This is a genomic window from Devosia sp. LC5 (assembly GCF_000735585.1).
Taxonomy (GTDB): domain Bacteria; phylum Pseudomonadota; class Alphaproteobacteria; order Rhizobiales; family Devosiaceae; genus Devosia.
On the sequence record NZ_JNNO01000004.1, the window covers coordinates 35913 to 55780 of the forward strand.

Consider the following 19868-nt stretch of genomic DNA (forward strand, 5'->3'; position numbering starts at 1 on the left):
CTGAGCTAAGCACACAAGGTCCGCTTCACAACAGCGCCTGCTGCAAGGCTCGTGTGCTTAGAGTTTGGCGAGCCAACTCCCGGCATAGGCATCAAAACCATCTACAGCGAGTGGTTCCAGCAACACTCCCGGCTTTGCGGCTCCGTCCTGCTCGCCAAATAACATAGCCGCGCCAAGGCTTGTGCCCGTCGCGTCACCCGATGCCGTCACCGGCACACCTGCCAGCGTCGACAGCGCCTGCCCGAACAGCTTGTTGCGCGCCAGCGGTCCCTCAATGACGATCTCGCGACCCAGCCCGCTCAAGTCGAGGCATTGCCGTGTCACCAGCGCCAGATACAGCGCCACCACCGCACTGCGCTCGCCAATGCTCAAAGCTGCCGGATCATGTGTCCAGCGCCCCTTATGATGCGGGTAGGGCCCCACGCCGGGCGTAAAGCTCGGCAGCGCCTGAATCTCCGCCGTGATGACGTTGGCGATATCGGCCTCCGACGGCTCGATCGCGCCCGGCACCAACATATCAAATTCCCGCCCGCCCATGAAACGCGCCGTCGGCACCGGCCGGCCAAAGGCGTCCACATTGGCCAGGCTGTCGCGCTCGGAATCCAGCCGCCCCGTATCCCCGCCCACCGTCATGGCAATGGCCCAGGTCCCCGTAGACAAAATGGTGAAAGGCGCTTGCCGCGTTTCCAGATGTGGCACCAGCGAGGCATTGGAATCGTGAATGCCGCAGGTCACCGGCGTCGTCACCGGCAATCCCGTTGCCGCCGCCAATTCTGGCAGCAGTGTCCCCAATATCGACGCGGCCGGCTTCACCGCCGGAAACAGCCCACGCCAGCCCTCATCGCGCACGAGCGAAGAAAAATCTGCCTTGTCTGGAGCCCACAAATCAGTGTGGCACCCCAGCGACGTCACCTCGCTCGCCGCCACCCCGGTCAGCCGCCAGGCATAATATTGCGGATAGGTCAGTATCTGGCTGACCTGTGCAAACTGCTCGGGAAAAGCGCGGCTCTGCCAGAAAATCTGCGCGCCAAGATTGAGCCCATTCGGCAGACGCGGCGACAAGGTCTCGCTGAAATCCGGTCGCGCCTCGGCATAAAGAGCCACATCGCCCGGCGCGCCATGTTCATAATCGAGCACTGGCAAGGCCAGCCCATTGGCTCCGATCAGCGCAGCGGTCGCCCCATGTGTGGTGATCGAAATGCCGTCTATACTCTGCTCGGCATGCAGTTCGCCCAGGCTTTGCAGAATGAATGCCCAAAGCCGCTCCACATCGGCATGCGGGTAAAGCCCGTCGCGCTTGACCGTGTTGGGCGTGCTGCGCCCCCCGACCTGGCTTGCGTCGTCGCGGTCGATCAACACCACCTTGGCATTGGTCTTGCCGATATCGATGACGGCGATGAAACGGGGCGTGGTCATGCTCTGGCGCTCGCTTGAATTTGCAGGGGCAATACTGCAATTCCGCCCCTTGCGCCAGCGCTAACATGTTAGTTTTGATATCAGCTATTTGACGACCAGAACCGGAATGCTCGCATGCGCCAGAACTTCCGCCGCCTGGCTGCCAAGCAATAGCCGCCCCAGCCCACGCCTGCCGTGCGAGCCCATCACGATCAGGTCTGCACCCTGGCTAGTGGCCGTCTCCAATATGCCATCCGCCGTCTGGCTATCGGGCACATGTAATACCTCGATCCGCTGCCCCGCAGCAGCGGCTGCCTCTTTTGCCGCACCTAGAATTCGGGCGGCACTTTCTTCCTTGGCGCGATTCAACTCGTTGATCACGGTCGTGGTGTTGACCTGCATCATCTCCGCGCCCGACGTGACGATCAGCGATGGGTCGGTGACAGTCACCGCGATCAGCTTGGCCTTGAGTTGGCCCGCCAGTCCCAGCGCGTGACGAAAGGCCTTGTCGGACAGCTCCGACCCATCGATGGCGACGACAATCCGCTGATACATCTCATGTTCTCCTGGTGCTTTGCGAGCTATGAGCATAACGCCTATCGGCCCAGCTTGATCCAGCGCAAACCGGCCCGAATATTGCCCTGCCGACCGGCGGGCAGCCGCCTCCTGGAACTGCGCAGGCCTCCTCCTCCAGCTCGGCGGGATGCGCGCGGTGCTTCCCCTCGTCATGAGCCTTCGGGCGCGCCAGCGTGCCCTTGGCGCAATTCTTCTCGCGCGGGTTCACTGCGGGCAAGCGTGACTTTGGATGCTAGTCCGCTTTGGGCCTCGACATGAACCGAGACGGTGGCGCCATGACCGTCGTGCTGTCCGGAACATCGGTAACAACTACGGCATTGGGCCCGATCTTCACGTCGTTTCCAATCCGAACTTTGCCCATGACCACAGCGCCAACCCCAAGATCCACTCTGTCACCCAGAACCGGTGCAAACTCGGGTCCGAATTCACGCCGGTCAATGCCACCAATTCCCAAGGTCACCCCTTGGCGGATCAGGAGATCATCGCCAATCGTCGCATGACGATGGATCACGATGCCCCCCTGGTGTCCAATGTGCAGGCGTCGCCCGATTTTGGCGGTGGGCGAAATCTCAATGCCATAGACGTTCCTGATGTAGCGGTTAACTAAAGAGTGAAGCGCCGAGAAAATGAACCTGGTCAAGCCATGCTCTCGGCTGCGCGCCCAGACGCCAAAGCGATATACGACCGCAGCTCGGGTACCGGGCCGCCCCCAGTCACGCTGATTAACCTCAAGATCTTCTCGAACAAGTTGCTTCAGCCCAACAGTTCGCATCAGTTCATTTTCGATTTTTTGCATGGCAGATTCCCGGAGAATAATATTCATTGCTTGCGCGCTGAAGTTTTGGCTAAGCTAGTTAGATATTAGGGAATCCGGAATAGAAAGTGGGAATTTTTATGAACAAGGAAGAGGTTGAGAGCAGGATAAGGTCGGCATTCGCAAAGACAATTGATGACAATGGCACGAAAATTGAAGATGCGCTAACTGACGAGACAGTTTTACTCGAAACAGCCCTCGATTCACTTGGGTTTGCAATTCTGGTCGCTCGGCTTGAGGAGGACCTTGGTTGGGACCCTTTCTCGATCTCTGACACGCCCTTTTATCCCGAGACGTTCGGGCAATTTGTAGCGTTTTATGCCGATAACCAACCTTGAACAGGCTGTGCTCGATCGCAGGATCGAGCAGGCGGTGATCATAAGCGAACACGGATATTGGGGCCTGACGGACCTCCGGGTTCTCGTGAATGCCGATGTGCTTATCAGGGCCAGGGACTACCGGTCCGTTGCTTTGCGCCTGACTGATCCAGCCAAACTTGCGCTCGCCCTCCTGGCGTTGGATGGATTTGTCGAGCGGCTGTTGCTTTTGTCTGCCGATTTGGCTGACGACCTGGCTGCCAGCCTGAGTGCGCAGTTCGGAGCGGACGCCATCCTCACGGACCTTGACGGTGGCTTGACCCCGGCGGTTCCCAATCGCCTGGTATGGACAGGGCCGACTAGTGCCGGTCCTGATCAAAGCCCTTCGCCCAAAACGGCAACAGAGTGGACGCTCACGACCTCAGGCACGACAGGTGTACCAAAGCTCGTAACGCACACGCTTGCGTCCCTTTCTCGAACAACCAAGGGGGCAGCAACGGCGAAATACCGTTGGGGGCAACTTTACAGCATGGAGCGGTTCGCAGGCTTGCAGGTATTCCTCCAGGCTTTACTGGGGGGCAGCCTTGTATTGCCTGGAACAGAATGGCCATTGCCCAGGCGATTGAGTTATCTTGCCGACCACGAATGTACAGCACTGTCAGCCACCCCGACGCTTTGGCGCAAGATTTTGATGACCCCCGCCAGTGCGTCCCTGGCACCGATGCAGATCACGTTAGGGGGCGAAATCGTTGATGATGCCATACTTGGCGCCTTGGCCGCTCGTTTTCCAGCTTCTCGTATTGTTCACATCTATGCTTCCACTGAAGCCGGGGTGGGGTTTTCGGTGAAAGATGGACGCGAGGGCTTCCCTGTTGAATACCTCGCTGACGCTCCCGGCGGGGTGCAGCTCAAGATTGTCGATGGACATTTGTTCATACGTAACCCTGCGGCCAGGACAATTGCCGAGTTGGACTCCGCGAGCAGCGACGCTTCATTTATCGATACGGGAGATGCTGTTGCCGTCATAGGAGAGCGTTGTTACTTCCTTGGACGCGCAAGCGGAGTCATCAATGTTGGTGGCAACAAGCTCTTTCCAGAGGAGGTAGAGCAGGTTCTGCTGGCCCATCCTGCTGTGAAGCAAGCCAGGGTTTGGGGGATAAAAAGTCCAATCACCGGCCAGCTCGTCTCTGCCGAAATTGTTCCTGCTTCCCAAGATTACGCGATAGAAGAATTACACAAAATCTTGCATCGGTATTGCACGGACAGGCTTGAGCCTTGGAAAATGCCCGCGATCATTCGCGTTGTTGACGACTTGGAAGTCAATGCCGCCGGCAAGGTAAAGAGAAGCCCACAATGAAGACAGCTCTTGTTACCGGAGCCACCCGAGGACTCGGTGCGGCGATCGCAAATCGTCTTCTGGCAGAGGGCTACAAGGTCATAGCGACCGGTCGGCGGGAAACTGAAGACGTCGTCCGTATGCGCGAAGCATATGGCGAGGCCCTGGCGTTTGAGGCTTTCGATCTGGCGCAGACGGACCTGATTGCCGATCTGGTGAAGGGTTTGGTTCGACAGCATGGACCAATCTATGGGTTGGTGAACAATGCCGGAATTGGCACTGACGGCATCTTGGGAACTATGCATAATTCCGACATTCAGCGCGTGATGACGGTGAATTCAATCGCTCCCATGATCCTCACCAAATACCTTTCGCGTTCAATGATGCTCGCGGGGGAGGGGCGGATCGTGAACGTATCCTCCATCATCGCTTCCACGGGCTTTTCGGGCCTTGCCGTATATGCTGCATCCAAGGCTTCTCTGGAGGGATTTACACGCTCTCTCGCGCGAGAACTGGGCCGGCTCAACATCACCGTCAATGCGCTGGCTCCAGGCTTCATGCAAACCGATATGACAGGCTCGCTCGTGGGCGATAAACTTGGATCGATCTTGCGCCGAAGTCCGCTTCAACGCCTCGCTACTACGGCCGACGCGGCTGGAGCCGTGGCATATTTCCTTGGCCCTGACGGGGCGGCAGTAACAGGCACGGTGTTGACAGTAGACGCCGGTAGCACTGCGTGATGCTGCTTGCGGCAATGAACTGCTGCCGGTTTTGAGGGCACAAGTCGAGCTTACTGAACTGCGCCCCTAGCCCAGTGGGCTGGCCCCGCCGAAATTTAAAGGCCGGTGATCGGGTCCCAGTCGGTCGGGTGGGCGTCGGATCTATCCATCAAATGCAGTTATCGCTCCTGCAGGTAATTGCATTTCTCGTTTATCGCCCCGGCTGCTAGGTCGAAGGGAGGCCGAACCCGGATAACACGGGCGGCTCCGGAGGATACAGCATGAACAAGCGGCTTCTAACTGCCGTTCTGGCCGGCGCTCTCATGTTGGGCGTGGCGCCCTCGGCCTTGGCGCAAGTGGCGAACGACGCCGATACGCTGGCGCTCGGCGCGACGATCGACAATGTGAGCTTCGACCGCGCCCAGCTGATGATCGGCCATCAACTCCAGTACTGGTCGCCAGTTTTCGATACGCTGCTGGTGCGCGAGCCCAACGGCGATATCGGCCCGAACATGGCGGCCGAATACAGCTATAACGGCGATAACAGCGAGCTGACGCTGAAGCTGCGCGAAGGCATCACCTTCACGGATGGCACGCCCTTCGATGGCGAGGCGGTGAAGGCAAACCTGGAATACCTCAAGAATGGCGCGGGCCAGAACAGTTTCATGGCCGCCTCGATTTCCGAGATCGAGATCGTCTCGCCCAACGAGGTCAAGCTGCGCCTCGCCGAGCCCGATCCCGGCTTGCTGCAAAACCTTGCCGTCGTCGGCGGCGCGATGGCCTCGCCTGCTAGCCTGGGTGTCGAAGGTTCGGCCAATAACCCCATCGGCTCCGGCCCCTATACTTATGACGCGACCGCCTCCGTCGCCGGCCGCCAGTATGTCTACAACCGCAATCCCGACTATTGGAACGCCGCCGATTTCCCGTTCGAACGGGTCACCATCACGCCGATCAACGACAATGTGGCTCGACTCAACGCGCTGAAGTCCGGCCAGATCGATGCCGGTATCAGCGAAGCCCGCGCCGTGGCCGATGCCGAGGCCAATGGCCTGGTACTCAATCGCGTCGATGTCGACTGGTTCGGCCTGATCATCGCTGACCGCGAAGGCAAGATTGCGCCGGCTCTGGCCGATTTGCGCGTTCGCAAGGCGCTCAACATGGCCTTTGATGGTGCGTCCATCTTGAAGTTTGTCGACCTGGGTTATGGCCGCTTGTCCGATCAGATCTTTCCATCCACCAGCCAGGCCTATGTTCCCGAACTCGACGAGGCCTATCCCTTCGACCCGGCTGCCGCCAAGGCGCTGCTCGCCGAGGCCGGGTATCCGGATGGATTTGAACTTCTTCTTCCGGAAACGACCAACTACGCCGCCTTCAATCCCATTGTGGAGAAATTCCTCAAGGATATCGGCATCACCGTTAAGTGGGAAAAGATTGCGCCCAACGCGGTCATTTCTGAGCTGCGCTCCGGAAAGTTTCCGGCCTACGTCTTCCAGTTCGGCTATCAGGGCGAGTGGTCGGAAATCCGCAAGTTCGGCTTCCCCGACAGCCCCTGGAACACCTCCAAGGTCGCCGACCCGGCTCTCCTCGAACTGATCGACAAGGTTCAGTATGCCTCGGGCGACGAGCAGAACGCGCTCTACAAGGATGTTGGCCGCTACTTCGTCGAGAATGCCTATTACGCGCCGATGTATCGTCGCGACATCATCTATCTGACCAACAAGCAAACCGTTGTGGATCTGCAGACGACAAATGTGGTCTCGCCCATCCGCAATTACTCCAAAGCCGAATAGTCCTCCCAAGTCTGTTCGAGCAGAAAGGCGGCCAGCACCGGCCGCCTTTTTTCTTCGTTTTATGGAGCGCCTATGTCTGATGATGCCCGCGCCGCCCAGCGCAAAGAACTCGACGTCTGTCTCGATCGCTTCGAAAGCCGTGCCGATGGCGCCCGCGTCTGGCCCGAACTGCTCTATAGCCAGCCCTTCGGTTTTCGCGCGCTGACCATGTCGCTTGCCGTGCCGCCGGGGCAGGGGCCGCATCCGCTTGTGGTCTATATCCATGGCGGCGGCTGGATGCTGGGCCATCCCCATGCCATGCACCCCAATCTGGCGGCCATGCACATCGTCGAAACCCTGCTGGCCGCTGGCTATGCCGTTGCCCGGCCATCCTACCGCCTCTCGGGCGAAGGCAAGTTTCCGACCCAGTTGCAGGACCTCAAGACGGCGCTCCGCTACCTCCGCCACCATGGGGCGCTGTTCAATATCGCGCCCGACCGCATTGCTGCGCTCGGCGAGAGTGCCGGCGGTCACCTGGCGGTCCTGCTTGGCCTCGAGACGCCGCCCGACTGCGAAGGCGATGAGGGATTTGTCGAGGAGAGCGGCAAGGTACAGGCCGTCATCAACTGGTATGGCGTTACCGACATGCTCAATCTGGACGCGCATTCGCTGCCGACCGCCCGCTTCAAGCACGACGCGCCAGAATCCGCCTCCGGCCGGCTTATCGGCGGCCGCCCTTCCGATAATCCGGAAGCCGCTCGCCGCGCCTCGCCCATCACCTGGGTAACCCCGAGGTCTGCTCCCATGCTCATCCAGCACGGCACCTCGGATTCAATCGTCCCGCCCCGCCAGGGCGAAAGCCTCTATGAAGCGCTGCGGAGTGTTGGCGTGTCAGCCGAATGGCACCCGGTTGAGGGCGCCGACCATTGCTTCATCGATGGCGACACCGCCCCGATCATGCCGGCAGTGACCGGCTTTCTCGGACGATACTTGAAGGTCTGAAGTCGCCGTATGTGACGCGTGCAACTACGATAGCGCCCTTCACGCGGGCACGGGCTTGCTTGTGCTGGCCTTCTGCTTGCCCATCTGACCCTCGCCATCGAGCCGGCTCAAGTCGAAAATGACATTGGTTGGTCGATAGGTCCCGTCCAGCCGTTGCGCCAGATAGTCCGACGATTGGCGTAAATAGGTGTCGTCATCATCATGCAACGCCTGCACTGCGGCGAGAGAAATATCGGCATGGAGCGGTAGCCAGGTCAGTGCATCCAGGGCCTGCAGCTTGACGCGCGGATCGTCACTGTCGGCGAGAATTTTCGTCACCTCGCTTGCCCAATGGCGGTCGTCCCCCACGCGCCCCAGCGCCTCCGCCAGTGGAATGCGCACCTGTGGATCGCTCTCAGCCGCATAGGCCTCGGCCACACCGTCGGGTAGGGGCAGGCCGGCCGCGGCCAGTCCCAACAGTCCACGCGCCGCCCAGTGCCTTGCGACCGCCGAGCCATGCGTCAGGTCGGCGACAAATCCCGACCCATTTGCGGGATCACGCTCGGCCCCTCGTGCGGCAATCTCCATGATCCTGCCGAGCGGGTAGATGGCCTCGTCCTGGCTCGCGGTCCAGGTTTCTGCAGCGCTATGTTCCGGAATGAAGCCGGTATCGCCAATAGCGAGCATATGCTGGTCGAGTGCCGCGCGGTGTTCATCGGCCAGCACAAGGTGCGAGCGCGAGCCGATCAGGTTGACGGTGGCGTCGGGATCGGCATCGAGGTCATAAAACTCCTCCGCCGGCTTCTGCCGCCAGAATTGTTCCTGCTTGTCGTCAAGCGTCCCGGAGAGGCGCTCCGTCTCATAATCCTGATAATGCGCACCAAGCCATTCGAAGGCGACATATTGGCCGAGCGGACGATAGGGGGTGTAGTTGCGGATATAGCGATAGCGCGCCGAGCGCACCGTACGGCTGAGATCATAGCGCTCGCCCATGCGATCGCGCCCGCCGAATACATATTGGCGCGGGTCAACCGCGAGGCCCAGCAGGGTATTTCCATGCAACTGCCGCGGCACCTCGACCCCGGCAATGGTGAGGAAGGTCGGAAAGAGGTCGACCAGCGATGCCGGCGCCTCCACCCGAGCACCGGGCCCATGCTGGGTGAGATGCCACCACTTCGGCGGTACGCGGATCACCAGCGGTACCCTGAGCCCTTCGTCATAGAGATAGCGCTTGGAGCGGGGCAGGGCCGAACCGTGATCGGAAAAGTAGAAGACTACCGTATCCTCGGCGAGACCGTCGGCCTCAAGATCTGCCAGATGCCCACCCAGCTCCGCATCCATCTTCGCCATGGCATTGTAGTGCCGCGCCATGCTCTGCCGCATCCCCGGCGTATCTGGCAGGTAGGAGGGCAGGGTGACATCTTCGGGCCGCACCGAGCCTTCCTGTTCCTTGAAAGTGCAGGATTCATGCGTCGTCATGCAGTTGAAGACGGCAAGGAAAGGCTGGCCGTCGGCCCGGTTGCGCCAGTGCGCCGTGCGGCTCGATTCATCCCAGATCTCGTCGGGGTCGACATCGCAATTGTAGTGCGTCTTGGCATTGTTGGTGCAGTAATATCCGGCCTTCCGCATCTCGGCGGGATAGGTGAGAAAGCCTTCGGGCAGATGCGCCAGCGCCTGCATATGCTGGGCGCGCGGACAACTTTCAGCATGCCGCCCGGTCAGAATGGCGAAGCGCGATGGCGCGCAGACCGGCGAGGTACAATTGGCTGTTTCATAAAGCATGCCCTCCGAGGCAAGGCGATCGAGATGCGGCGTCCGCGCCACGGGATCACCATAGGCACCAATCTTGGGTGGGCAGTCCTCGCTGACGATGCACAATATGTTGGGCCGTTTGGTCATCTCGCGTCTCCACGGTTTTCCAAGCGGTACCATTGGGCTGCGAAGGCGAGGACTGCTTAAAGTCGCCACAGCGATAAGCTGTCTGCATCGGTCACCGGCCGCGCCGGCGATCAGCCGCGCTTATCGCCTTCGCAGGTCTTTGCATTTCTCGGTAATCGCTGCCAATGCTAGGCAGGGGTAGGCGAAGAGCCGGAACGGCCCGCTGAGGAGTGCTGCCCTTCGGGGCAGTAGTGGAGGACCCAGTCATGAAGACCATTCTGCTCGCGGCAGCTGTCGCGGCATTAAGCTCTGTTGCCGTTATGCCCGCCGCCATGGCGCAAGTGGCCAATGACGAGAACACGCTCGCCATCGCCGCCATTCTCGACAACAACAGTTTCGACCGCGCCCAGCTGATGATCGCAAACCAGATGCAGTTCTGGCAGCCGGTGCTCGACACCCTGCTGGTCGCCAGGCCGGATGGCACGATTGAGCCAAACCTTGCCACCGAGTGGTCTTACAACGCTGACAACAGCGTGCTGACGCTGAAACTGCGCGAAGGCATCTCCTTCACCGATGGCACCCCCTTCGATGGCGCTGCGGTGAAGGCCAATCTCGAATACCTCAAGAACGGCGCCGGCCAGAACAGCTTTATGGCTGCCCTCATCTCCGAGGTGGAAGTCCTTTCTCCCACCGAAGTGGCACTGCATCTCAGCGAGCCCGATCCGGCACTGATTGACAATCTCACCGTCGTCGGTGGTGCCATGGCCTCTCCGGCGACCCTGGGCGTCGAGGCTTTCGCCAACAATCCCATCGGCTCGGGCCCCTATGTCTTCGACGCCCAGAATTCCGTGCTTGGCCGGCAATATGTCTACAACCGCAATGCCGGCTACTGGAACGCCCAGGCCTATCCCTATGACCGCATCACCATCACCCCGATCAACGACCAGGTCGCCCGTCTGAACGCACTGAAATCGGGCCAGGTTGACGCCGGTCTCGGCGAAGCCCGCACCGTGGCCGATGCTGAAGCCAATGGCCTCGTGGTCCACAAGAGCGACGTCAACTGGCTCGGCTTCATCATCGCCGACCGCGAGGGCAAGATTGCCCCGGCCCTCGCCGACATGCGTGTCCGCAAGGCCCTCAACATGGCCTTCGACAAGGCCTCGATCCTCAAATTCGTCGAGCTCGGCCACGGCCGTCTCAGTGACCAGATCTTCCCAACTGTCAGCGAGGCCTATCTGCCCGAACTCGACGAGGTCTATGCCTATGACCCCGCTGCCGCCAAGGCGCTCCTCGCCGAAGCCGGCTTTGCCGGGGGCTTCAGCCTGAAGCTGCCGGACATCGCCAATTTCGCCAATTTCAATCCGATCGTCGAACAGCAGCTCAATGCCATCGGCGTCACCATAGAGTGGGAAAAGATCGCCCCCAACGCCACCATTCCCGAACTGCGCTCGGGCAAGTTCCCCGCCTATGTCTTCCAGTTCGGCTACCAGGGCTCCTGGGCCGAATACCGCAAGTTCGGTTATCCCGATTCGCCCTGGAACACCGCCAGGGTCGCCGATCCCGCTTTCCTCGAAATGCTCGACAAAACCCAGTATGCCACTGGCAGCGAGCAGATCGCAGGCTATCAGGATCTCAACCGCTACATGGTCGAAAACGCCTTCTTCGCCCCCTGGTACCGGCGCGACACGATCTATCTGACTACCCCTGAGACCAAAGTGGAAATGCGCGGCACCAACGCCGTCCCCCATATCCGCGACTTCGCGAAGGCCGGCTAGTCCTCCCAGATGGTCCCTCGCGGTTCGGGCAGCCTCAGGGCTGCCCGAACTCTCGTTCGCCGGTCGGTGACTTCACACCGCCGGCCCGCGAAAGGTCGAAATCCAGTTCCTCGGTGACGCCGAATTTGTCTTGGCAAAGTCGGAGGAGTGTCTTCATCGGCGCCCAGTCGCGCATCTCGGTGCGGAAGATCATGCCGATATCCGCCGTGCTTCGGCGCATGGGCAGGGGGATCGGCACGATCTTGGGCGAATTCACCGCCTGCACCGAGAGGTAGGGCAGCACGCACAGACAATCGCTTTGCTGCAATATCGTCAGCACCGAGAGCAGGTTCTGGCAGATGAAGCGAACGTCAGGCAGGCCACCGATATATTCGGCCACGGTATGTTCGGTAATCTCCCGATAGGCCGGCAGCTCGGAATAGACGATCCAGGGATAGGCCCGCAGGCTCGATGGCGGAATGGCGTCGGGGTTCTTGCCCGCCAACAGCGGATGATCTTCCCGCGCCATCACGTAATTGGTCACCTCGGTCAGCTTCACCCGCGCAAACCGCGGACTGCTGCCCCCATCGTTGAAGACCCCGCCAAAGGCGACGTCCAGCCGCCCTTCACGCAGGTCCTGCAGCGTCTTGCCATAGGTCAGCGTTGTGAATTCGATGACGATGCGCGGATAAGAACTCTGCAACTCGGCCAGGATGCTCGACAGGATCCCCGAGCGCCAGACCGGCCCCCCGCCGATCCGCATTATCGTTTTTTCGTCCGTCACCTCGGCGCGCAGTTCGTGTTCGGCAATCTCCCAATAGCGCTCGATGCGATTGGAAACCGACAGCACCTTTTCTCCAAACGGCGTCGCCTTCACGCCCCGCGCATGCCGCTCCACCAGTTGCTGTCCGAAGTAGCTTTCGAGCTGGGCAAGCGAACGCGACAATGCTGGTTGCGTCACGTTCAGCTTCTCCGAGGCGCGGCGCAGGCTGCCCTCTTCGAGAATGGTGCGCAGGCGAAAAAGGTGCGTGATCTGGTCCAGCATCGAGGTATCAGCCTTATTTATCGCTCAAGGAGTTTTTTGCATTATCTGCGCATCGGTTCAACTGCTATCACAAGATCAACGAGCGCCCGAAGCCACAAATGGCGGGGTATTGTGGAGGAAAATCATGATCACTTTCGGCCCGGGCGCCGCTGGGGACGGACGTCCCTTCGCGCCGGAAAGTGCGGGGAAGGACCTTCCCCATGCTTAGCTATGTGTCCAAGAGACTGCTTTCGAGCCTGGTTTTGCTAGCCCTGGTCACGACGCTGACCTTCGCCATGGTCTTTGGCGGCGCCGATAATGTCGCCCAGAACATTCTGGGCGAAAACGCCACCGATCAGCAGATTGCCGATCTCGAAACCAGGCTCGGCATCGACCGCCCGCTCTACGAGCAATATGGCACCTGGGTTGCCAAGGCCGTGCGTGGCGATCTGGGCGTGTCCTGGACCATGGGCGAGAGCGTCTCCAAGATTCTCTCGGGCCGGCTGCCTGTAACCCTGTCCATGGTCGTGCTTGCCATCTGCATCATCGGCATCGTCTCGGCCCTTCTGGGCATCGCCGCCGCCGTGCGTGGCGGCTGGGCCGATCGCGTCATCCAACTCATCAGCGTCGTGGGCTTCTCGCTCCCCAATTTCTGGCTGGGCCTTATCCTTGTGGTCGTCTTCGCGCTCAATCTGCGCTGGCTTCCCGCCACCGGCTACACGGACTTCCTCAACTCGCCAACCGGCTGGCTTGCCTCGCTCGCCCTGCCGGTCGGCGCTCTGGTCCTGTCCGGTATTGCCTCTGCTTCCCAGCAGGTGCGCGGCGCCATGATCGACGCGCTGCGCCAGGACTATGTCCGCACCCTGCGCGCCGGCGGCATCAAGCCGTCTTCGGTCTTGTTCCGCCACGCTCTGCGCAATGCCATGCCGGCGGCGTTGACCGTGCTGTCGCTGCAGTTCATCGGCCTGCTGGGCGGTGCTGCCATCATCGAACGCGTCTTCGCTATTCCCGGCCTGGGCTCGATCACCGTGCAGGCAGCCCTTTCGGGCGACATTCCTGTGCTCATGGGCGTCGTGGTCACCATGATTATTCTCGTCGTCATCGTGAATATCGCCATCGACCTGGCCAACGCCTGGGTCAACCCGAAGGTGCGCCTCTGATGTCCCCTGCAAGTTCCGCTCCGGCGCCGGTCAGCGCCCCAGGCCGCGTAAGCATCGTTCGCTCGGTGCTGACCAATCCGCTCGGGCTCATCGCCGCCATTCTGCTTCTGCTCGTCATCGTCGCTACGGTCTTCGCGCCGCTGATTGCCCCCTTTGCCGCCGGTGACCTGCAGATATTCAAGATCAATGCCCCGCCGGGCGACGGTTACCTGCTTGGTGGCGACGGGTCCGGCCGCGATATCTTCAGCCGCCTGGTCTATGGCGCCCAGAATACGTTGATCGGGGCCCTGATCGCTCTCAGCGTTGCCGCAATCATCGGTGTCACGGCAGGTCTGTTCGCCGGCTATTTCGGTGGCCGCCGCGAGGTGGTGATGAGCTGGATCGCCGATGGCCTCATGGCCCTGCCGGCCCTCATCGTGCTGCTGGCCTTCTACCAGTCGCTGGGCTCGTCCATTCACGTGTCCATGGTCATCTTCGGCGTCATGCTGTCGCCTGGCTTCTACCGGCTCACACGCAATCTCGTGAACGGGGTCAAGCACGAACTCTATGTCGATGCGGCACGCGTCTCGGGCCTGTCGGATATGCGCATCATCGCCCGGCACATTCTGCTGGTCATCCGCGCCCCGGTCATCATCCAGACCTCCATCGTGGCCGGCATTTCCATCGTCATCCAGGCCGGTCTCGAATTCCTGGGCCTGGGCGATCCGTCCATTCCCACCTGGGGCGGCATGCTGCAGGATGCTTTCGCGAACATGTTCGTCGTGCCCACTGCCATCCTCTGGCCTGGCCTGGCCATCTCGGTAACGGTGGCGTCCTTCGTGCTGCTCGCCAACGCCATCCGCGATCGCCTGCAACAGGGCAATCGGGTGGCTGCGGCGCCCGCGCTTCCTGCTGCAGTTCCTCAGTCAGTGGGCGCGGCGCCTACCGATGCCGGCGTGCTGCTCGATGTCCGGGACCTCGTCGTCGGCTATCCGGCCAAGTCCGGATGGACCGAAGTCGTCAACGGCGTATCCCTGCAGCTCCGCCGCGGCGAAGTCCTCGGCCTTGTCGGCGAAAGTGGCTCGGGCAAGACCCAGACGGCTTTTGCCATTCTTGGTCTCCTTTCCACCGGCGGCCGCATCCTCTCGGGCTGCATCTGGTTTGATGGTCGCGACATTGCCAATCTGCCCGAAAGCGAAATGCAGAAGCTGCGAGGCAAGCGCATTGCCTATGTCCCGCAGGAGCCGATGAGCAATCTCGATCCGGCGTTCCGCATCGGCTATCAGCTCACCGAGCCCATGGTCACCGTGCTGGGCATCTCGCGGGCCGAGGCCAAGGCCCGCGCGCTGAAACTGCTCGCCCGCGTCGGCATGCCCGACCCCAATCGGACCTTCAATTCCTATCCGCACCAGGTTTCGGGCGGCATGGCGCAGCGCGTCCTCATCGCCCGGGCCATTTCCTGTAGCCCCGACCTTCTGATTGCCGACGAGCCCACCACGGCGCTTGACGTCACCGTGCAGGCCGAAGTGCTCGAACTGATGCGCGATCTCCAGGCCGAGATGAACATGTCCGTGGTGCTTGTCACCCACAACTTTGGTGTCGTTGCGGACCTCTGCCACCGGGTCTCGGTGATGAAGGATGGTCGCGTGGTCGAGACCAGCGCGGTGAAGACCCTCTTCGCCGATCCTCAGCATGACTACACCAAGATGCTGCTGGCTGCCGTGCTCGATGATGTGACGCCGCGTGTCTATAAGCCCCTGCAAGCCAAGGAGGTTTCGGCATGAGCGACGTGATTGTCGAGTGCATCGACGTGAACACCCATTTTGGTGTCCATCACGTCCTCAAGAATATTAATCTTACCGTCCGTCCGGGCGAAACCGTCGGCCTCGTGGGCGAAAGCGGATCGGGCAAGACCACGTTGGGCCGCGCCATTCTCGGCATTGGTCCGGTCAGTTCCGGCCGCATTCTCTTTGAGGGTCAGGATATTGCTGGCATTGCCCCGCGCGATCGCAAGGGCAACGCGGCCTCCATTCAGGCCGTGTTCCAGGATCCATACACCTCTCTCAATCCCTCGATGACCATCGAGGACATTCTGGTCGAGCCAATCGCCGCCCGCGGCCAGGCCTCCAAGGTCGATGCCACGGCACAGGTTCGCAAACTGCTCGACCAGGTGGCCCTGCCGAGCGATGCCGCTTACCGCTATCCCCGCGAGTTCTCCGGCGGCCAGCGCCAGCGCGTCGCGATCGCGCGTGCCCTGGCCCTTTCACCGCACCTTATCGTTTGCGACGAGCCGGTGTCCGCGCTCGACCTATCGACCCAGGCCCGCGTGCTCGAACTCTTCGTCGAGATCCAGGAGCGCACCGGCGTGGCCTATCTGTTCGTCAGCCACGATCTTTCGGTCGTCCGGCATATCTCGCATCGCGTCGCGGTCATGCGCGGTGGCGAGATCGTCGAGTTCGGCGAATGCGACCAGGTTACCGCCAATCCGCAGCACGACTACACCAAGCGCCTGCTGCTGGCCGCTCCGGTGGCCGATCCCGTCCGGCAGGCCGACCGCCGCGCCGCCCTCCGCGCCCTTGCCGTTGGAGCTTGATTGCCATGCGCGCCATCATCGTCATGTTCGACAGCCTCAACCGGCGCATGCTCCCGCCCTACGGCTACACCCAGGCCCACGCACCGAATTTCTCCCGGTTGGCGGCCCGCACGGCCACCTTTGATCGCTGCTATGCCGGCTCGATGCCCTGCATGCCGGCACGCCGCGAAATGCACACCGGCCGCTACAATTTCCTGCATCGCTCCTGGGGCCCGATCGAGCCCTTCGACGATTCCATGCCCGAAATTCTGGGTCGCAACGGCGTCTATACGCACCTCGTCACCGACCATCAGCATTATTGGGAAGATGGCGGCGCCACCTATCACAACCGATATTCAAGCTACGAGTTCTTCCGTGGCCAGGAGGGCGATCTCTGGAAGGGTGTGGTCGACAAGACAGACAACAAGCGCCTCAAGGACATCTTCTATCGCATGCACAATCAGGATGCGATCAACAGGACCTATCTCGAAGACGAGGAAGACCATCCGCAAAGCCTGACCTTCGATGCCGGCCTTGAATTCATCGAGACCAATGCGGCATCCGACAACTGGATGCTGCAGCTCGAAACCTTCGATCCGCACGAGCCTTTCTTCAGCTATGACCAATACCATAGGCTCTATCCCGAGAGCCTCATGGGCAATGGCGAGGATTTCGATTGGCCGCCTTATGCGCGGGTCACGGAGTCGGAAAACACGGTCGAAAACGCCAAGCTGCGCTATCTCGCGCTGCTTTCCATGTGCGACGCCAATCTTGGCCGCGTTCTCGATCTCATGGACGAGAAGAACATGTGGCAGGATACCATGCTCATCGTCTGCACCGACCACGGCTATATGCTGGGCGAGCGCGGCTGGTGGGGCAAGTCGGTCATGCCCTGGTATGACGAGACCATCCATACGCCGTTCTTCGTTTGGGATCCGCGCGCCGGCGTCGCTGGCGAACGCCGTCAGGCGCTTGTGCAGACCATCGACATCGCGCCGACCCTGCTCAACTTCTTCGGAATCGAGCCGGCCAAGGACATGCTGGGCCAGCCGCTTGGGGATGCCGTGGCCAGCGACAAGCCAGTGCGCGAAGGCGGCCTGTTCGGCATTTTCGGCGGCCATGTCAGCGTCACCGACGGCCGCTACGTCTATATGCGCGCCTCCGCCGATGCGAAAAACCAGCCGCTCCTCGAACACACCCTGATGCCGACCCACATGCGGTCACGTTTCGAGCCCGCCGAGTTTGCCGGCGCCGAGCTTGTGCCCGGCTTTTCCTTTACCAAGGGCGCCCCCGTCATGCGTCTGCAAGGCTGGACCATGCGCGGCCCCTCCGAATTCGGCACGCTGCTCTTTGATCTGGAAACCGATCCCGGCCAGACGACGCCGCTTCGTGACGCGGCGCTCGAACTGCGCATGGCCGATCTTCTGGTGCGGCTCCTCCGCGAGAACGATGCGCCCCCGAGCCAGTATGAACGGCTCGGCCTGCCGGCGACTGGTCCGGTCAACGAAGCGCACTTGCTCATCGAAAAACAGTGGGATCAGATTGAGCTCGGCCAGCGTCGCGGTCCGACCGTCGCCGACTTTTCACCAGATGCCGTTGTTGCGACGGTCAGTGTTAACAGTCTGCTAGCCGAAGACAGCACCAAGGCCATCATCGTCAACGCGCTTCCCGCCTTCGCCAAGGGGCACGTTGCGCCCATCTTCGACGACAAGACGCTGCTCGAAATCGCCGGCATGCTGCCCGATCTCGACAAGGCCCGGCTCGATCAGATCGAGGCCTCGCTGCAAGCCGTCGTCCCCGCAGAATAGCGATATATTTCAGGATCTTACTATGCGCCCGAATATCATTTTCATCATGAGCGACGATCACGCAGCCCGGGCGATTTCCGCCTATGGCGCGGGCCTGAATTCGACGCCCAATCTCGATCGTCTCGCCAACGAAGGCATGCGCCACGACGCGACCTACGTCACCAATTCCATCTGTACCCCCAGCCGCGCCGCCATCCTCACCGGCACCTATAATCACGTCAATTGCGTCACCACGCTCTATACCGAGATCGACAATCGTTTGCCCAATGTTGCCAAGCACTTACGCAAGGGCGGCTATCGCACCGGCATGTTCGGTAAGTGGCATATGGGCGAAGGCCCCGCACACAATCCGACCGGTTTCGACGAATGGGCTGTGGTGCCGGGGCAGGGGGATTACTGGGACCCGAAATTCATCTTCCCCGATGGCACCCGCCGCATTCCGGGCTACGCCACCGACATCATCACCGATCTCAGCCTTGAATTCATTGACAAATCGGCAGACCAACCGTTCTTCCTGATGTGTCATCACAAGGCTCCGCACCGCAATTTCGAGCCGCACCCCAAGTATAACCACCTCTGGGCAGACCAAGACATCCCTCTGCCCGAGACCTTTGACGACGACTACTCCAACCGCGCCGCCGCAGCAGCAGCCGCCAAGATGCGTATCCGTTCGGATATGAACTACGAGGACCTGGGCCTCGTCACCCCCTCCGGTCCGGCCACCAAGGTCGGCCCGTTGATGCTCGATTTCATCTCCTGGATGCGCAAGGTTCCCGAACTGCAGCCGGGTGGGACGATCACCGTAATCTGTTCTGAAACTGGCGAAAATTTCACCTTCGACGATCCGCAAAAGTTCGCCGAGTTCAAATACCAGCGCTACATGAAGCGCTACCTGCGCACCGTCCAGTCAATCGACGAAAACGTCGGCCGCCTGCTCGATCATCTCGACGACAGGGGGCTTTCGGACAACACGATCGTTATCTACACCTCGGACCAGGGCTTTTTCCTTGGTGAGCACGGCTGGTTCGACAAGCGCTTCATGTACGAGGAAAGCCTGCAGATGCCGTTCCTCGCGCGCTATCCTGCTGCAATCAAAGCAGGTTCTGTGAGCGCCGACATTTCCTGCAATGTCGATTTTGCTCCGACCTTCCTCGACTATGCCGGCCTGCCGATCCCCAGCTATATGCAGGGCCGTTCCATGCGTCCCGTCCTCGAGGGACAGACACCGGCGGATTGGGAGCAGCTCACCTATCACCGCTACTGGATGCACAACGACGACATCCACGAGGCCTGGGCTCACTACGGCGTCCGCGATGAGCGCTACAAGCTGATCTATTGGTACAATGACGACCTCGGCCAACGCGGCGCACGCCCCAATGGTGCCCCGCCTGAATGGGAGCTTTTCGACTGTAACAAGGATCCGCACGAGCTGACCAATGTGGCACATGATCCTGCCTATGCCCCGGTGTTCAGAGATATGCTCGCCAAGCTCGACGCAAAAATGGCTGCAATTGGCGACACGCCCGAACACGATAGCGCTACCACTCTCGCAAGGTTTGCGGCGTGACCGGGATGACTGAAATGACCAGGACCATCGCCGAGCTTCTCGACATTACGAGGCCGGAAGAGCGGGTTTCCTTGCTCTCGGGCAGAAGGCGGCGCTCCATCGAAGTCGAGCCGCGCCCATGAGCAGCTGCTGCGGGTCATCGCGGGCAGCCTTGGCTGGGCTCGACCTGGCTGCACCCGCCACACCTGCGCCGCAAACGCAGGGCGGCTCGCCCCAGGG

16 protein-coding genes are annotated in these 19868 nt (G+C 60.9%); 11 read left to right on the forward strand and 5 right to left on the reverse strand.

Translation table 11 applies throughout. From position 1 onward, the window contains the following. Positions 1-57: 57 nt before the first annotated feature. From FF80_RS03080 to FF80_RS03090, 3 genes are all read right to left on the reverse strand, one after another. Complete coding sequence (locus FF80_RS03080; protein WP_035097445.1) at positions 58-1416, reverse strand: FGGY-family carbohydrate kinase; 1359 nt, start codon at positions 1414-1416, stop codon at positions 58-60. 84 nt (positions 1417-1500) lie between these two features. Continuing rightward, the gene (locus FF80_RS03085) at positions 1501-1950 is read right to left on the reverse strand and encodes a universal stress protein (RefSeq protein WP_035097451.1); all 450 of its coding nucleotides are present in this window, start codon (positions 1948-1950) and stop codon (positions 1501-1503) included. Between the two features lie 253 nt (positions 1951-2203). Beyond that, positions 2204-2767 carry a serine acetyltransferase gene (locus FF80_RS03090; RefSeq protein WP_052153114.1) on the reverse strand — a complete coding sequence of 188 codons (564 nt, stop codon included), beginning with the start codon at positions 2765-2767 and terminating at the stop codon, positions 2204-2206. Between the two features lie 98 nt (positions 2768-2865). On the opposite strand from FF80_RS03090, the gene FF80_RS03095 reads away from it, so the two are divergent. From FF80_RS03095 to FF80_RS03115, 5 genes are all read left to right on the forward strand, one after another. Then, on the forward strand, positions 2866-3123 hold the full coding sequence (locus FF80_RS03095; protein ID WP_035097452.1) for a hypothetical protein: 258 nt from the start codon (positions 2866-2868) through the stop codon (positions 3121-3123). Beyond that, entirely contained in the window at positions 3104-4459 is a 1356-nt protein-coding gene (locus FF80_RS03100; protein WP_052153115.1) for a class I adenylate-forming enzyme family protein, read from the forward strand. The genes FF80_RS03095 and FF80_RS03100 overlap by 20 nt, the downstream gene beginning before the upstream one ends. Beyond that, a complete protein-coding gene (locus FF80_RS03105; protein WP_035097453.1) occupies positions 4456-5178 on the forward strand; it encodes an SDR family oxidoreductase in 723 nt (240 codons plus the stop codon). Before FF80_RS03100 ends, FF80_RS03105 begins: the two co-directional genes overlap by 4 nt. A 260-nt stretch (positions 5179-5438) precedes the next feature. Next, a complete protein-coding gene (locus tag FF80_RS03110; RefSeq protein ID WP_035097454.1) occupies positions 5439-6947 on the forward strand; it encodes an ABC transporter substrate-binding protein in 1509 nt (502 codons plus the stop codon). Positions 6948-7019: 72 nt separating this feature from the next. After that, positions 7020-7928: an alpha/beta hydrolase gene (locus tag FF80_RS03115; protein WP_052153116.1), complete on the forward strand. Its 909-nt coding sequence runs from the start codon at positions 7020-7022 to the stop codon at positions 7926-7928. A 39-nt stretch (positions 7929-7967) separates the two neighbouring features. Here FF80_RS03115 and FF80_RS03120 read toward each other — a convergent pair whose 3' ends face one another. Further along, on the reverse strand, positions 7968-9806 hold the full coding sequence (locus FF80_RS03120; RefSeq protein ID WP_052153117.1) for a sulfatase-like hydrolase/transferase: 1839 nt from the start codon (positions 9804-9806) through the stop codon (positions 7968-7970). Between the two features lie 245 nt (positions 9807-10051). Between FF80_RS03120 and FF80_RS03125 the strand changes: the two genes are divergently transcribed. Next, positions 10052-11560, forward strand: coding sequence for an ABC transporter substrate-binding protein (locus tag FF80_RS03125; protein ID WP_035097455.1), 1509 nt, complete (start codon positions 10052-10054; stop codon positions 11558-11560). A 34-nt stretch (positions 11561-11594) separates the two neighbouring features. Here FF80_RS03125 and FF80_RS03130 read toward each other — a convergent pair whose 3' ends face one another. Next, the gene (locus tag FF80_RS03130) at positions 11595-12584 is read right to left on the reverse strand and encodes a LysR family transcriptional regulator (protein WP_081917204.1); all 990 of its coding nucleotides are present in this window, start codon (positions 12582-12584) and stop codon (positions 11595-11597) included. A gap of 200 nt (positions 12585-12784) precedes the next feature. Between FF80_RS03130 and FF80_RS03135 the strand changes: the two genes are divergently transcribed. Genes FF80_RS03135 through FF80_RS03155 form a run of 5 tightly spaced genes read left to right on the forward strand, consistent with a single transcriptional unit; the run spans position 12785 to position 19649 of the window. After that, complete coding sequence (locus FF80_RS03135; protein WP_035097456.1) at positions 12785-13723, forward strand: ABC transporter permease; 939 nt, start codon at positions 12785-12787, stop codon at positions 13721-13723. After that, positions 13723-15486 carry a dipeptide/oligopeptide/nickel ABC transporter permease/ATP-binding protein gene (locus tag FF80_RS03140; protein ID WP_035097457.1) on the forward strand — a complete coding sequence of 588 codons (1764 nt, stop codon included), beginning with the start codon at positions 13723-13725 and terminating at the stop codon, positions 15484-15486. Before FF80_RS03135 ends, FF80_RS03140 begins: the two co-directional genes overlap by 1 nt. Further along, complete coding sequence (locus tag FF80_RS03145; protein WP_035097461.1) at positions 15483-16295, forward strand: ATP-binding cassette domain-containing protein; 813 nt, start codon at positions 15483-15485, stop codon at positions 16293-16295. Before FF80_RS03140 ends, FF80_RS03145 begins: the two co-directional genes overlap by 4 nt. A 5-nt stretch (positions 16296-16300) precedes the next feature. Beyond that, positions 16301-18082 (forward strand): sulfatase, encoded by a 1782-nt coding sequence (locus tag FF80_RS03150; protein WP_035097462.1) that lies wholly within the window; start codon positions 16301-16303, stop codon positions 18080-18082. A gap of 22 nt (positions 18083-18104) precedes the next feature. Next, positions 18105-19649 carry a sulfatase gene (locus FF80_RS03155; protein WP_035097463.1) on the forward strand — a complete coding sequence of 515 codons (1545 nt, stop codon included), beginning with the start codon at positions 18105-18107 and terminating at the stop codon, positions 19647-19649. The last annotated feature ends 219 nt before the right edge of the window (positions 19650-19868 follow it).

What these genes read in the sequence shown, in the direction of transcription:
- FF80_RS03150 (WP_035097462.1), top strand. Translation starts at nt 16,301, where the DNA reads ATGCGCGCCATCATCGTCATGTTCGACAGCCTCAACCGGCGCATGCTC.
- FF80_RS03120 (WP_052153117.1), bottom strand. Translation starts at nt 9,806, where the DNA reads ATGACCAAACGGCCCAACATATTGTGCATCGTCAGCGAGGACTGCCCA.
- FF80_RS03135 (WP_035097456.1), top strand. Translation starts at nt 12,785, where the DNA reads ATGCTTAGCTATGTGTCCAAGAGACTGCTTTCGAGCCTGGTTTTGCTA.
- FF80_RS03115 (WP_052153116.1), top strand. Translation starts at nt 7,020, where the DNA reads ATGTCTGATGATGCCCGCGCCGCCCAGCGCAAAGAACTCGACGTCTGT.
- FF80_RS03095 (WP_035097452.1), top strand. Translation starts at nt 2,866, where the DNA reads ATGAACAAGGAAGAGGTTGAGAGCAGGATAAGGTCGGCATTCGCAAAG.
- FF80_RS03080 (WP_035097445.1), bottom strand. Translation starts at nt 1,416, where the DNA reads ATGACCACGCCCCGTTTCATCGCCGTCATCGATATCGGCAAGACCAAT.
- FF80_RS03105 (WP_035097453.1), top strand. Translation starts at nt 4,456, where the DNA reads ATGAAGACAGCTCTTGTTACCGGAGCCACCCGAGGACTCGGTGCGGCG.
- FF80_RS03130 (WP_081917204.1), bottom strand. Translation starts at nt 12,584, where the DNA reads ATGCTGGACCAGATCACGCACCTTTTTCGCCTGCGCACCATTCTCGAA.
- FF80_RS03085 (WP_035097451.1), bottom strand. Translation starts at nt 1,950, where the DNA reads ATGTATCAGCGGATTGTCGTCGCCATCGATGGGTCGGAGCTGTCCGAC.
- FF80_RS03125 (WP_035097455.1), top strand. Translation starts at nt 10,052, where the DNA reads ATGAAGACCATTCTGCTCGCGGCAGCTGTCGCGGCATTAAGCTCTGTT.
- FF80_RS03090 (WP_052153114.1), bottom strand. Translation starts at nt 2,767, where the DNA reads ATGCAAAAAATCGAAAATGAACTGATGCGAACTGTTGGGCTGAAGCAA.
- FF80_RS03110 (WP_035097454.1), top strand. Translation starts at nt 5,439, where the DNA reads ATGAACAAGCGGCTTCTAACTGCCGTTCTGGCCGGCGCTCTCATGTTG.
- FF80_RS03145 (WP_035097461.1), top strand. Translation starts at nt 15,483, where the DNA reads ATGAGCGACGTGATTGTCGAGTGCATCGACGTGAACACCCATTTTGGT.
- FF80_RS03140 (WP_035097457.1), top strand. Translation starts at nt 13,723, where the DNA reads ATGTCCCCTGCAAGTTCCGCTCCGGCGCCGGTCAGCGCCCCAGGCCGC.
- FF80_RS03155 (WP_035097463.1), top strand. Translation starts at nt 18,105, where the DNA reads ATGCGCCCGAATATCATTTTCATCATGAGCGACGATCACGCAGCCCGG.
- FF80_RS03100 (WP_052153115.1), top strand. Translation starts at nt 3,104, where the DNA reads ATGCCGATAACCAACCTTGAACAGGCTGTGCTCGATCGCAGGATCGAG.